The sequence below is a fragment of the Siccirubricoccus soli genome (assembly GCF_024178315.1).
GTDB classification, from domain to species: domain Bacteria; phylum Pseudomonadota; class Alphaproteobacteria; order Acetobacterales; family Acetobacteraceae; genus Siccirubricoccus; species Siccirubricoccus soli.
On sequence record NZ_JAMZIK010000234.1, the window covers coordinates 1 to 11,995 of the forward strand.

Below are 11,995 nucleotides of genomic sequence, written 5' to 3' on the forward strand. Positions count from 1 at the left end.
CCGACCCGCCTTGAGTTCTGCGGTCGGCCCGTCGGGTCTGATTCATGGTTTCCAAAGGCCCTCCGGCCTTTGGCGGGGAAGAGCCCGAATGGGGCAGCGCCCCCTCTCGGAGAGCGAAAATGGGCTTCAACTGCGGCATCGTGGGCCTGCCCAATGTGGGCAAATCCACCCTCTTCAACGCGCTGACCGAGACCGCGGCCGCGCAGGCGGCGAACTACCCCTTCTGCACCATCGAGCCGAATGTCGGCCGCGTCGGGGTGCCCGATCCGCGTCTCGGCGCGCTGGCGAAGATCGGCAAGAGCCAGAAGATCATCCCCACCAGCCTGGAATTCGTCGATATCGCCGGCCTGGTCCGCGGCGCCTCCAAGGGCGAGGGGTTGGGCAACCAGTTCCTGGCGAATATCCGGGAGGTGGACGCCATCGTCCATGTCCTCCGCTGCTTCGAGGATTCCGACGTCACCCATGTGGAAGGCAGCGTCGATCCGGTGCGGGATGCCGAGACGGTGGAGACCGAGCTGATGCTCGCCGATCTGGACGGGCTGGAGAAGCGCGTCATCGGCCTGCAGAAGCGCGCCCGCGGCGGCGACAAGGAAAGCCAGGCGCAGCTCGCCCTGATCGAGCCCATCATCAAGGCGCTGCAGGAGGGCAAGCCGGCCCGCACCGCCGTGCCGAAGGGCGAGGAGGAGGCGGCGAAGCGGCTGCAACTGCTGACGACGAAGCCCGTGCTCTACGTCTGCAATGTGGAGGAAGCCAGCGCCGCCACCGGCAATGCGCATTCCGAGAAGGTCTTCGCCATGGCGGCGGCGCAGGGCGCCCGCGCCGTGGTCGTCTCGGCGGCCATCGAGGCGGAGATCAGCCAGATGCCGCAGGAGGATCGCGGCGAGTTCCTCGCCTCCCTCGGTCTCGAGGACAGTGGCCTCGATCGCATCATCCGCGCCGGCTACGCGCTGCTCGGCCTGATCACCTACTTCACCGTGGGGCCGAAGGAGACGCGGGCCTGGACCATCACCAAGGGCACCAAGGCGCCGCAGGCCGCCGGCGTGATCCATGGCGATTTCGAGCGCGGCTTCATCGCCGCCGAGACCATCGCCTATGACGACTACGTCGCCCTGGGCGGCGAGGCCGGCGCCAAGGAAGCCGGGAAGATGCGCGTGGAAGGCAAGGAATACGTGGTGAAGGACGGCGACGTCCTGCTCTTCCGCTTCAACGTCTGACGCCATCGGCGGGGATGGCGCCCCGCCCGCTTGACCTCGCGCCGCCTTCCCCGCAGGCTCCCGGCCCGGGAACACGCCAGGCACACCGCAGCCACGCCGCGGGAGTGCCCGATGATCATCAGAACCTTGCGTCGCGCCATGCTGGGCGCGCTGCTGTTGGCCGCGCCGGCCGGTACGCTGCTGACGGCTGTGCCGGCGGGCGCGGAGACCCTGCGTTGGGCCTATCAGAGCGACGCCCTCTCGCTCGACCCGCATGCGAACAACGAGACGATGACGTTGCGCTTCCTGGGCAATGTCTACGACCCGCTGGTGACGCGCGGCCGCGACCACGCCATCGAGCCCGCCCTGGCGGTGAGCTGGACCACGGAGGCGCCGGATCGCTGGCGCTTCGTGCTGCGCCAGGGTGTGACGTTCCAGGGCGGCGAGCGCTTCGATGCCGATGACGTGGTGTTCAGCCTCGCCCGCGCTGCCTCGCCGACCTCCAACGTGCAGTCCCACACCTCCGGCATCCTGCGCGTGGAGAAGGTGGACAGCCATACGGTCGACATCGTCACCAAGGGCCCGCGTGCCACGCTGCTGAACGAGCTGGCGAATATCCTGATCCTGGACGAAGGCTGGTCGCGCGCCAACAACGCGGTGGAGGTGGCGAACAACAACCAGGGCCGTACCGGCTACACCACGCTGAACGCCAATGGCAGCGGCGCCTATCGGGTGCAGTCCCGCGCGCCGGACCAGCGCACCGTGCTGGTGCGCAACCCGGGCTGGTGGGGGAAGAACGAGGGCAATGTCGATACCGCCATCTTCACCCCCGTCCGCTCCGACCCCACGCGCATGGCGGCGCTGATCTCCGGCGAGCTGGACCTGGTGCATCCGGTACCGACCCAGGACATCGCCCGGCTGCGCGAGGTGCCCGGCGTGCAGGTGCTGGAGGTGCCGGAAGTCCGCACCATGTATTTCGGCCTGAACCATTCCGGCGAGACCCTGCTGAACGGCCAGCCCAACCCACTGCGCGACGTGAGGGTGCGGGAGGCGATCTACCGCGCCATTGACATCGAGGCGGTGCGCCGCACCGTCATGCGCGGCGCGGCGCGGCCGACCGGGCTGCTGGTGGGGCCGGGCGTCGAGGGCTATGACCAGGCGCAGGACCAGCGCCTGCCCTACGACCCCAACGCCGCCCGCCGCCTGCTGCGAGAGGCCGGCTATCCGGACGGCTTCGCGCTGCAGCTCCGCTGCCCGAACGACCGCTACGTGAATGACGAGGCGATCTGCGTCGCGGTCAGCGCCATGCTGGCGCGCGTGGGTATCCGCGCCACGCTGCTGTCCCAGACCAAATCGGTCTATTTCCAGCGGCTGCTGGCCGAGCGGCCGGACATGTACCTGCAGGGCTGGACGCCGAATTCCTTCGATGCGCTGGAGGCCTTCTTCTACAACCTCGCCACCCGCCAGGACGACAATCCGACGGTGGCGATCGGCGAGGGCCAGGGCACCTTCAATGTCGGCCGCTACCGCAACCCGGAGTTGGACGTGCTGTTGCGCCGCATCGGCCAGAGCATCGACCGCGAGGAGCGGCGCAGGTTGATCAACGAGGTGCACGCGATCTTCCGCCGGGACATCGCCTATGTCCCCCTGCACCAACAGGTGATCGTCTGGGCGGCACGACGCGGCGTGACGGCCACGCCGCTGGCGGATGACACGGTCAATCTGCGTTGGATCACGGTGACGAGGTAGGGGAGGGTGCGATGCTGGTGATCGATGGGCATGAAGTCTTCACCGAGATGCATGAGCTGGTGGACCCGGCGCATACCGCGGTGGTGGTGATCGACCCGCAGAATGACTTCTGCTCAGAGGGCGGGATCTTCGCCCGCGGCGGCAAGGACATGTCCGCCTTCCCCGCCGCCATCGCCGCGGCGGCGAGGCTGGTGGACCGCGCCCGGGCGGCCGGGTGCAAGGTGATCTTCATCCAGAACCAGAAGCTGCCGGACGGCAAATCCACCTCGCCCGGCTGGCTGCGCTTCATGGCGCTGCACAACAAGCTGGACCCGGGCGACGCCGACATGTGCCTTGTGGGAAGCTGGGGCGCGGAATTCGTCCCCGGGCTGCAGCCCGAGCCCTCCGACATCATCGTGCAGAAATGGCGGAGCAGCGCCTTCGTCGGCACCAACCTGGACATGATCCTGCGCGTCCATCGCATCCGCACCGTGGTGTGCTGCGGCTTCGTGACGCAGGGCTGCGTGGAGAGCACGGCGCGCGATGCCGGCTTCTACGACTACTACCCGGTGGTGGTGGAGGATGCGATCGCCACCCATGACCGGACGCTGCACGAGGCATCCCTGACCGTGCAGCGCACGCGCTACGACGTGGTGCCGAGCGAGGTGGTGATCGCGGAGTGGGAAAAGCGGACGCCGCAACTGGCCTGAGTGGGACGCTGAACCAGGCTTTCCGAGACCGGTTTGGGGGAGGCGCTGCCTCCCTCAGAACCGGTAATCCCACCCGATCCAGGCCGCGATCCCGCGTCCCATCACCCATTCCAGATCCTGCCCCTTCAGCCAGGGCAGCTCTTCCGTGAACATCGTCACGCATTGCCGGTAGCTGCAGGGCATGCGGGTGATGTCCGTGCCCCAGAAGAAGCGCTGCGGCCCGAAGGCATCGAAGGTCCGGTGCAGCGCGTCATGGATGTTGCGGTAGGGGTAGGGCTGGGTGGAGTAGCCCGGCGCCCCTGTCGCCTTCACCGCCACGTTCGGCAGCTTCGCCAGCGCCACCAGGTCGTCCAGCGTCACCAGCGCGGCCTCGTCCATCGCTTCCCGCATCAACCCGCAATGGTCGATGATGAGGCGGAGGTCGGGATGCGCCTCGGCGATGCGGCGGAAGCTCGGCAGGAAGCGTCCCGCCAGCAGCGCGACCGGCAACCCTTCCTTGGCGGCGACAGGCCAGAGCCATTCCATGGTGCCGTCGCTGTGCCAGTCCCGCTGTTCCTTGCGCACCAGCGGGAAGCGCAGCCCCTTCTGCCCCGGGCGGTTGCGCCAGCCATGCAGCAGCGGGCGGCTGGTCTCCGGCGTGGTCAGATCCACTTGGCCCAGCACCGCGAATCGGTCCGGATATTTCGCCGCCGCCGCCTCGGCGATGTCGTTCGCGCTCGGGTCCCAGGACATCGGCGGGTGGATCACCCCCGCATCCACCCCGGCCTCGTCCATCTCCTTGAGCAGTTCCTCCGCGGTGAAGACCGGCGTCTTGCGATGCAGGCCGGAGGGCTCGCCGCTCCCCCAGATATGCACCTGGGCGTCGATGATCCTGAAAGGATGGCGCGGCCGATTCGGACCTCCGCGCGCAGCGCCGCTCCGGTCATCGGACGCGCTCATGCCACGGCCCTCGCGTTCAGCCGCGCCGCCTCCGCCATCACCTCGATCGCCTCCGGCTGGCGGGAGCGCACGGTCAGCGCATCCGCCCCGCTCTCCTCCCAGGCCTTGAAGCGTTCCTTGATCCGCGCCGGCGGGCCGACGAGCGACTTCATGTCCACCCACTCATCCGGCACGGCGGCGTTCGCCTCCTCCTTCCGCCCGGCCAGGTACAGCTCCTGGATGCGGGCGGCGGCGTCGCCGAAGCCGCGGCGGATCATCATGTCCTTGTGGAAGTTCTTGTCCTTGTGCCCCATGCCGCCGACATAGAGCGCGACCTCCGGCTTCAGCCGCGCCAGCGCCGATTTCACGTCCTCATCGACGATGACGTGGCAGGAGGCCTGGATGGTGAAGTCGGCGCGCGTCTTCTTCTTCCCCGTCGCCTTCTCGTAGCGGCGGAAGCCTTCTTCCAGCATCGGCATGTGGTGCGAGAGCGAGCCGGGGACGAAGCCCAGCGCCAGCCAGCCATCGGCGATCTCGCCGGTCAGCCGCACCATCGCATCCGTCTCGGTGCCTAGATAGATCGGGATGTCCGGGTTCATGTGCAGGATGGATTTCAGCGGCTTGCCGACGCCGAGCGCACCTTCGCCGGTATAGGGCAGGCTGATCTCCGTCCCCTCATGCGTCAGCGGCGCTTCCCGCTTCCAGATCTTGCGCATGATGGCGGCGTAGTCCTTCACCCGGTAATAGGGCCGCCCCCAGGGCTCGCCGTACCAGCCTTCCACGATCTGCGGGCCGGAGACGCCAAGCCCGGCGATGAAGCGCCCGCCGCCGGCCAGCGCATCCACCGTGCCCGCGCACATCGCCGCATTGGCCGGCGAGCGCGCCGCCAGCTGCATGACGGCGGTGCCGAGCTTGATCCGCTTGGTGATGGCGGCGAGATAGGCCAGCGGCGTGACGGCATCCGTGCCATAGGCCTCTGCCGTCCACACCGTGTCGTAGCCCAGCTCCTCCGCCCGCTGCACCAGCTTCACCGGCAGATCGAGCTGCGCCTTCGAATAGCCGATCGACAGGCCAAGCCGCATCCTGGTCCCCTCCCGCTCTTGTCGGGGGAGAGGCTGCCGGATTCCGGCCCTTCTGCCAACTGGGGGAGCTAGAGTCGCCCGGTCAGCGCCATGATCAGCAGCACGATGATGATCACGCCCAGGATGCCGCTCGGGTAGTAGCCCCAGCCGGCGCTGTAGGGCCAGGTGGGCAGCACGCCCAGCAGCACGATGATGAGGATGATCAGCAGGATGGTCGAGCTCATCGGCGCCTCTCCGGTTGCGAGGCGGCAACGTGCCGGGGCCGGTGCCGTTTGCGGCACCGGCCATCACGGTTACCTGAGGAATTCGGGGGAGATCAGCCCCGGCAGGAACAGCACGAGCTGGGGGAAGAGGATGATCCCCGCCAGCACCGCCAGCATGGGCAGCAGCATGATGCAGGTATCCTTCAGCGCATCCTTGATGCGCATCCCGGCGACCGAGCAGGCGATCATCAGGCACAGCCCGTAGGGCGGCGTCACCAGGCCGAAGGCCAGGGAGACGATGCCGATCATGGCGAAATGCACCGGGTCCATCCCCACCCCCTGGGCCAGGGGCTGCAGGATGGCGCCGACGATGATGATGGCCGGGATGGCATCCAGGAAGCAGCCCACCACCAGGAAGACGAGGGCGATGAAGAAGCCGACGCCGATCGGCCCCATCCCCCAGGTCTGGACATTGGCCAGCAGCGCTTGCGGGATCTGGTAGAAGGCGAGCAGCCAGCCGAAGGCGCTGGCCGTGCCGACGCAGAACAGCGCAACCCCCGCCAGCCGCCCGGTATCCGCCAGCGCCGCCACCAGCCCCTTCATGTCCATCTCCCGGTAGATCACCAGGGAAAGGAAGCCGGCATAGAGCACGGCGATGCAGGCGCTCTCCGTCGCGGTGAACCAGCCGAAGATCTTGCCGCCGATGATGATGAGCGGCGTGGTCAGCGCCGGGATGGAGACGAGGAAGCTCCGTACCGCCTCACCCAGCGTCGCGCGCGGATAGGTGGGGTAGCCCCGCGCCTTGGCATAGGCATGGACGGTCGCCATCTGCACCAGCCCGATCAGCAGCCCGGGCACGATGCCGGCCAGGAACAGCGCGCCGATCGAGACCGTCAGCACCCCGCCCCAGACGATCATCAGGATCGAGGGCGGGATGATGACGGCGAGCACCGCGGAGACCGCCGTGATGGCGACGGAGAAGCTGTCGTCATAACCCTCCTTCCGCTGGGCCTCGATGAAGATCTTGGACTGGCTGGCGGCATCCGCGGTGGAACTGCCGGAGATGCCGGCGAAGAAGATGGACAGCACCACGTTGATCTGCGCCAGCCCACCGGGAAAATGTCCGACGAGGGTGCGGGAGAAGTGCATCAGCCGGTCGGTGATGCCGCCGATGTTCATCAGGTTGGCGGTCAGCAGGAAGAAGGGCACCGCCAGCAGGATGAAGGAGTTGTAGGCGTTGAAGGTCTCCTGCGCGAGCATCATCGGCGAGAGCCGCGGCTCGATGAGCAGGATGGGCAGGCAGGCGAGGCCGAGCGAGACGGCGACCGGCACGCGCAGCACCAGCAGCAGGAAGAAGATGCCGAAGAGGATGCTCGCCGCTTCCCCGGGCGACAGGATGTTGCCGCCCATCACGAATGCTTCTCCCCTGGGCTCCGCAGCACGGCGGCGGCATCCAGCATCCGCTCCGCCTCGAAGAGCAGCCAGACCAGGCCGGCGACCGGCCAGACCATGTGGATCAGCCAGAGCGGCAGCTCCGCCAGCTCGCTGATCCGGTAGAAGGCGAACTCCGTGAACTCCCAGCCCCACCAGAGGAAGACGAAGGCGAAGAGCAGGATGAAGACGCCGGAGAGCAGCTCCACCTTCGCCTCCCCCTTCGGCGTCAGCCGGGGGAAGACATCGACGGTGAAATGCGTCCCCTCCCGCACCGCCAGCATGGCGCCGAGCATGACGGCATAGACCAGACAGAAGCGCGCCAGCTCCTCCGTCCAGATGTAGCTGGGGATGAGGGTGGTGTAGCGGGAGAAGATCTGCAGGCTGACGGGGATGACGAGGATGCCGACGGCGACGATCAGCAGCCACAGGATCGCGCCGGCCAGGGCGCGGTTCAGGAGGCGGAGCGCCGCCGGCGCGCCGGGTGCGGGAAGGAGCATGCAGGGACCCTGGGAAGGGAGGCGGGAAACCCCCACCCGAACCCTCCCGGCCCAGCGGGGAGGAGGCGGGAGGGCGGGGGCAGGGGCAGGGGACGGCCCGGCGCTAGGCCGTCAGCGCGTTGATCCGGTTCAGGATGCTCTCCGCATCGATCTCCCGCGCATAGGCGGCCATCACCGGGTCCACCAGCCGCTTCATCTCGGCGCGGTCGGTGAACTCCACCCGGTGCAGCTTGCCGGCCTTCTCCAGCGTCTCCAGGATCTGGCTGTCGGCGCCGGATTCCGCCTCCCGGTGGAAGGCGCTCGCCTCCCGCCCCGCGCGGCGGATGGCGGCCTGCAGGTCGGTCGGCAGCCGGTTCAGCGTCTGCACGGAGAAGCAGAGCGGGCGGATGGTGATGGCGTGCTGGGTCATCGCCAGCTGCGGCGCCACCTCGTAGAAGCGCATCTGCTCCACGCCCGCCGCCTCGTTCTCGCCCCCGTCGATGACGTTGTTCTGGATGGCGTTGTAGATCTCGTTGTAGGCGATGACGGTGGGCGACATGCCGATGGCGGCGAAGGTGCGGGACCAGATGGGCGCGCCCTGCACCCGCACCTTCAGCCCGCGCAGCTCCGCCAGGTTGCGCACCGGCTTGGCGAAGAAGATGTTGCGCACGCCGCCGCCGCCATAGCCGATCATCGCGACGCGGGCACGTTTCTCCACCTCATCCGCCACCGGCTTGAACAGGTCCTGCTCCAGCACCTGGTTCCAGTGCGCCAGGCCGCGGAAGATGAAGGGCGCATCGACGAAGGGCGCCGCCTTGGAGAAGGTGGACATGTGCGCGGGGGAGACCACGGCGTAGTCCACCGCCCGGCCCTGGGCCATGTACTCGAAATACTGCTTCTCCAGGCCAAGGCTGCTGTTCTTGTGCAGCACGAAATTGATCGGCTTGCCCCAGTACCGCTTCACCAGCTCCTCGAAGCGGATCATGGCCTTGGTATAGGGGTGGTCGTCGCCGAACTGGCTGGCCCCGTTCAGGGTGATGGGTGCCTGGGCGCGTACGGGAAAGCTGAGAAGGGCAGGCGCGGCCAGCGCACTGCCCAGCAGGGCCCTGCGGTACATATTTCCTCCTTGGACCTTCCGACCGGCTATGCTGCCGGCTTTCCGGCAGAGCCTAGACGCAAATCGGTGCGGGAGGGAACCTGTCAGTTACTTCGGCCGGCGTGGCGTTCCGGCAAGGCGCCGGCCGCGACGCGCCCCCGGCACAGGTTCCCGGCCGGTGCCGTTGGCGGTATCCTCATCCCATGGGCGAGGTCGTCAATCTCAACCGGGTGCGCAAGGCCAAGGCGCGGGACGCGGCGGCGGCGGAGGCCGCGGCGAACCGTGCAAAGCATGGCCGTACCGGCGCCGAGAAGGCGAATGACCGGCGGGCGGAGGCGCGCCGCCAGGCGCTGCTGGACGGCGCCCGCCGGGAGGACGCCTCGCCTGGAGACATTCCGGAGAGCTGAACACCCATGCGCGCCGCCCTGCCGCTTCTCGCGCTCGCCCTTGCCGCCTGCGCCAACGAGACCTCGATCCCGGAAGCCAGCAGCTTCCAGGGCGGGGCCCCTCCGCGCACCGCCGAGGCTCCGACGCCCGCTGCTGGCCCGGTGACGCGCTATGACGGGCTGTACAATGGCGAGGTTACGCTGGTGCTGGACCGCATGCGCAATTGCCCCCAAGCCATGGCCGGGCCGCGACAGATCCAGGTGCGCCAGGGCCGTGCCAGCCTCGTCATCAATCCGCAGACCGGCATGACCCTCACCGGCATGGTCGGGGCGGAAGGCTCCGTCCGCATGGCGGAGAGGCTGGACCGCACCATCGCCACCAGCGGCGTCTTCAGCGAGGATGGCTTCATCGGCGAATACGCCTACGGGCTCTGCCGCTACTCCGTGCAGATGCGGAAGGCCTGAGGGCGTGGCGCTGCCGACACGCCACATCCTGCCGGGCTTCCCGCCCACCGTCTCCCCCGCCAGCCATGCGGTGGAGGCGGATGGCTGGGTGCATCTCACCGGCCAGCTCGGCCGGGATCTGGACGCGCCGGAAGCGCCGCTGCCGCCGGATGTCGCCACGCAGACGCGGCGCGCCCTGGCCAATCTGGCGCGGAGCCTCGGTGCGCTCGGCCTGGGGCTGGAGCATGTCGTCTCCTGCCGCGTCTATCTGACGCGGTTCGAGCGCGACTACGCGGCGATGAACATGGCCTATGCCGAGGCCTTTCCGCCCGGGGCGCGGCCCAGCCGGGTCTGCATCGGCGTGACGGCGCTGGCGCTGGGGGCGTTGGTGGAGATCGAGGCGGTCGCCAGGCGGCCCTGAGGGAGCGCGGCCCCTTCAAGAACCACAAGGCCCCCGGCCCCTCGAGTCAGCAGGTTGCATTTGCGCGCTCCAACCTCCTGGCGTCCAAAGGCCTTTCGGCCTTTGGTGGGGAGAGTGTGAGAGGGGCGAAGCCCCTCTCACCCCTGCAGCGCCTTCCTTACTTCGGACCGGAACTCCCGCCGGTACAGCTCCCACACCACCACCAGGCAGGCCAGCACCAGTGCCAACGGATGAAGGATCCAGGCCAGCGCCGCCAAGCCGAAATAATAGGCCCTGAGTCCCGTGTTGAAGTGCCGCGCCGCCCGGTTCGCCACCTCCGCCGCCATGTTCGCCTGGAATTCCGCCGCCGCGTCCGGTGGCCCCGGCGGCACCCCGCCCATGACGATGGAGCAGTAGTTGAACTGCCGCAGCGCCCAGGTCAGTTCGAAGAAGGCGCGGACGAAGATGAAGAGCAGCAGCGAGACCTTCAGCTCCCAGGCCGCCGGATCGGGCGTGGTGGTAAAGGGCAGCATGGCGAAGACCCGCGCCCCGAGCTCCGGCGCCGCCATCATCGCCACCAGCCCGCCCAGGATGAAGATGGCGGTATTGGCGAGGAAGGAGGTGCTGTTCATCAGGTTGCCGATGATCTGCGTATCCATGATGCGGTTCTCCCGCTGCAGCATGGCGCGCATCCAGCGGTGGCGGTGCTCGTTCATGGCGGCGATGACGCTGCGCCGCCTGAGCACCGGCAACCTGTCCACCGCCCAGGCATAGCCGAGCCAGGAGAGGACGAAGACCCCGAGCGCCAGCCAGTCGAGCGCGCCGAGCGAGCGCATGCAGCCATCTCCTTCCACCGTGCAGGAAATGGCGCGCATCCTCCGCGGCGCGCGGCGGAAGGCAAGCCTCGCCGCCACGCCCGGGCCTCATACCGGCCACGCGACATGCCGACCGATGCGGTCCACGGGCGCGCCGCTGGCATGGTCTTGAAGCTGGCACGCAGCCGCCACACCAACCCGCGCGCAACACTCGGCTCGGACTTTCCAAGCCGCTATCAGGGCAGCGGCAGGCCGTTCCGCATCAGCCCACGCAGCCGCTCAAGCTGCGCCTCTGTCACGCCGAGGGCAGCGGCGTCGAAGATCCGGGCATCCGGGGTGAAGAGCAGATAGGCCATGGCCTCATTGGCCATGAGGTCGGCATTGCCGGCGTCATAACCCTCCCGGCCGAGGAAGCGGGTGAGGGCCTGGCGGTCCGCCTCGGAGAAGCGCTCCCGCCACACCATGTGGACATGCTCGGCGAAGCCCGGCCAGGTGAAGTAATGGCCATGCGCCAATTCATGCCTCAGGATGGCGGCGCGCATCGCCGCATCCATCCGCGGCCCGGCATTGGCGATGGAGACGAGCGCCAGGGGTTCCCCCGGCACCGCCTGGGCCACCGCCTCCCGCAGCCGGTCGCGGACCCAGAGCTCGGCCTCGTTCAGCGGCACCTGGTCGCGCTCCGCGAGGGCGAAGAAGCGGTTGAGGTCGCCCAGCCGGTAGTCATGACCGTAGAACCAGGTGGCGGGGGTATCGCCGCTGGCGGCAATGGCCGCCGCCAGCTCGGCGTCGCCCAGCAGCCGGTCGCGCGGCAGGCCGCGCTTCTCCACCAGGGCGGCGACGCGGTTCAGCGCCGCGCCCTGCTGCTCCAGTTCGGTGAAGAGCAGGACGAAGACGCGCGGATTGGATTTCACCCGCACCATGCCGGGCTGGGCTGGCTGCAGGGCGAGGATCGCCTCCTCCTCCAGCAGCGGCGTCGCCGGCAGGCCAGCGCGGGGCGGAGGCGGCGGCGCGGCAAGCTCCGCCGGGGCGCTTGGCGCGGGCGGGGCGGCGGGGGAGAGAAGGAGCCAGAGCCCGGCGGCCAGCAGGGCCGCCGCCGCGCCGCCGCCGATC

14 protein-coding genes are annotated in these 11,995 nt (G+C 68.7%); 6 read left to right on the forward strand and 8 right to left on the reverse strand.

Annotation, left to right across the window (positions count from 1 at the left end; genetic code table 11):
* The first annotated feature begins 119 nt into the window (after nt 1-119).
* The 3 genes from ychF to NJ376_RS27185 all read left to right on the forward strand — a co-directional run bounded on the left by ychF (nt 120) and on the right by NJ376_RS27185 (nt 3,631).
* Nucleotides 120-1,214, forward strand: coding sequence for a redox-regulated ATPase YchF (gene ychF, locus NJ376_RS27175; protein WP_252956493.1), 1,095 nt, complete (start codon nt 120-122; stop codon nt 1,212-1,214).
* Nucleotides 1,215-1,325: 111 nt separating this feature from the next.
* Nucleotides 1,326-2,942 (forward strand): ABC transporter substrate-binding protein, encoded by a 1,617-nt coding sequence (locus tag NJ376_RS27180; RefSeq protein ID WP_252956494.1) that lies wholly within the window; start codon nt 1,326-1,328, stop codon nt 2,940-2,942.
* 11 nt (nt 2,943-2,953) lie between these two features.
* Nucleotides 2,954-3,631 (forward strand): cysteine hydrolase family protein, encoded by a 678-nt coding sequence (locus NJ376_RS27185; protein ID WP_252956495.1) that lies wholly within the window; start codon nt 2,954-2,956, stop codon nt 3,629-3,631.
* Nucleotides 3,632-3,685: 54 nt separating this feature from the next.
* Here the strand turns inward: NJ376_RS27185 and NJ376_RS27190 are convergent, their stop codons facing one another.
* From NJ376_RS27190 to NJ376_RS27215, 6 genes are all read right to left on the reverse strand, one after another.
* Entirely contained in the window at nt 3,686-4,486 is an 801-nt protein-coding gene (locus tag NJ376_RS27190; protein WP_252956496.1) for an amidohydrolase family protein, read from the reverse strand.
* A gap of 80 nt (nt 4,487-4,566) precedes the next feature.
* Complete coding sequence (locus NJ376_RS27195) at nt 4,567-5,631, reverse strand: LLM class F420-dependent oxidoreductase (RefSeq protein ID WP_252956497.1); 1,065 nt, start codon at nt 5,629-5,631, stop codon at nt 4,567-4,569.
* A 68-nt stretch (nt 5,632-5,699) separates the two neighbouring features.
* Nucleotides 5,700-5,855, reverse strand: coding sequence for a DUF3309 domain-containing protein (locus NJ376_RS27200; RefSeq protein WP_252956498.1), 156 nt, complete (start codon nt 5,853-5,855; stop codon nt 5,700-5,702).
* A gap of 69 nt (nt 5,856-5,924) precedes the next feature.
* Nucleotides 5,925-7,244, reverse strand: a complete 1,320-nt coding sequence (locus NJ376_RS27205; RefSeq protein WP_252956499.1) for a TRAP transporter large permease — start codon at nt 7,242-7,244, stop codon at nt 5,925-5,927.
* Nucleotides 7,244-7,765 (reverse strand): TRAP transporter small permease, encoded by a 522-nt coding sequence (locus tag NJ376_RS27210; protein WP_252956500.1) that lies wholly within the window; start codon nt 7,763-7,765, stop codon nt 7,244-7,246. Before NJ376_RS27210 ends, NJ376_RS27205 begins: the two co-directional genes overlap by 1 nt.
* A 103-nt stretch (nt 7,766-7,868) precedes the next feature.
* Nucleotides 7,869-8,861 (reverse strand): TRAP transporter substrate-binding protein, encoded by a 993-nt coding sequence (locus NJ376_RS27215; RefSeq protein WP_252956501.1) that lies wholly within the window; start codon nt 8,859-8,861, stop codon nt 7,869-7,871.
* A 182-nt stretch (nt 8,862-9,043) separates the two neighbouring features.
* On the opposite strand from NJ376_RS27215, the gene NJ376_RS27220 reads away from it, so the two are divergent.
* Genes NJ376_RS27220 through NJ376_RS27230 form a run of 3 tightly spaced genes read left to right on the forward strand, consistent with a single transcriptional unit; the run spans nt 9,044 to nt 10,091 of the window.
* Nucleotides 9,044-9,247 carry a DUF4169 family protein gene (locus NJ376_RS27220; protein ID WP_252956502.1) on the forward strand — a complete coding sequence of 68 codons (204 nt, stop codon included), beginning with the start codon at nt 9,044-9,046 and terminating at the stop codon, nt 9,245-9,247.
* A 6-nt stretch (nt 9,248-9,253) separates the two neighbouring features.
* On the forward strand, nt 9,254-9,691 hold the full coding sequence (locus tag NJ376_RS27225; protein WP_252956503.1) for a hypothetical protein: 438 nt from the start codon (nt 9,254-9,256) through the stop codon (nt 9,689-9,691).
* 4 nt (nt 9,692-9,695) lie between these two features.
* Complete coding sequence (locus NJ376_RS27230) at nt 9,696-10,091, forward strand: RidA family protein (protein WP_252956504.1); 396 nt, start codon at nt 9,696-9,698, stop codon at nt 10,089-10,091.
* A gap of 137 nt (nt 10,092-10,228) precedes the next feature.
* Here the strand turns inward: NJ376_RS27230 and NJ376_RS27235 are convergent, their stop codons facing one another.
* Together NJ376_RS27235 and NJ376_RS27240 are read right to left on the reverse strand one after the other, a co-directional pair.
* On the reverse strand, nt 10,229-10,906 hold the full coding sequence (locus tag NJ376_RS27235) for a DUF599 domain-containing protein (RefSeq protein ID WP_252956505.1): 678 nt from the start codon (nt 10,904-10,906) through the stop codon (nt 10,229-10,231).
* 215 nt (nt 10,907-11,121) lie between these two features.
* A partial coding sequence (locus NJ376_RS27240; RefSeq protein ID WP_252956506.1) for a hypothetical protein occupies nt 11,122-11,995 on the reverse strand: 874 nt, incomplete at its 5' end.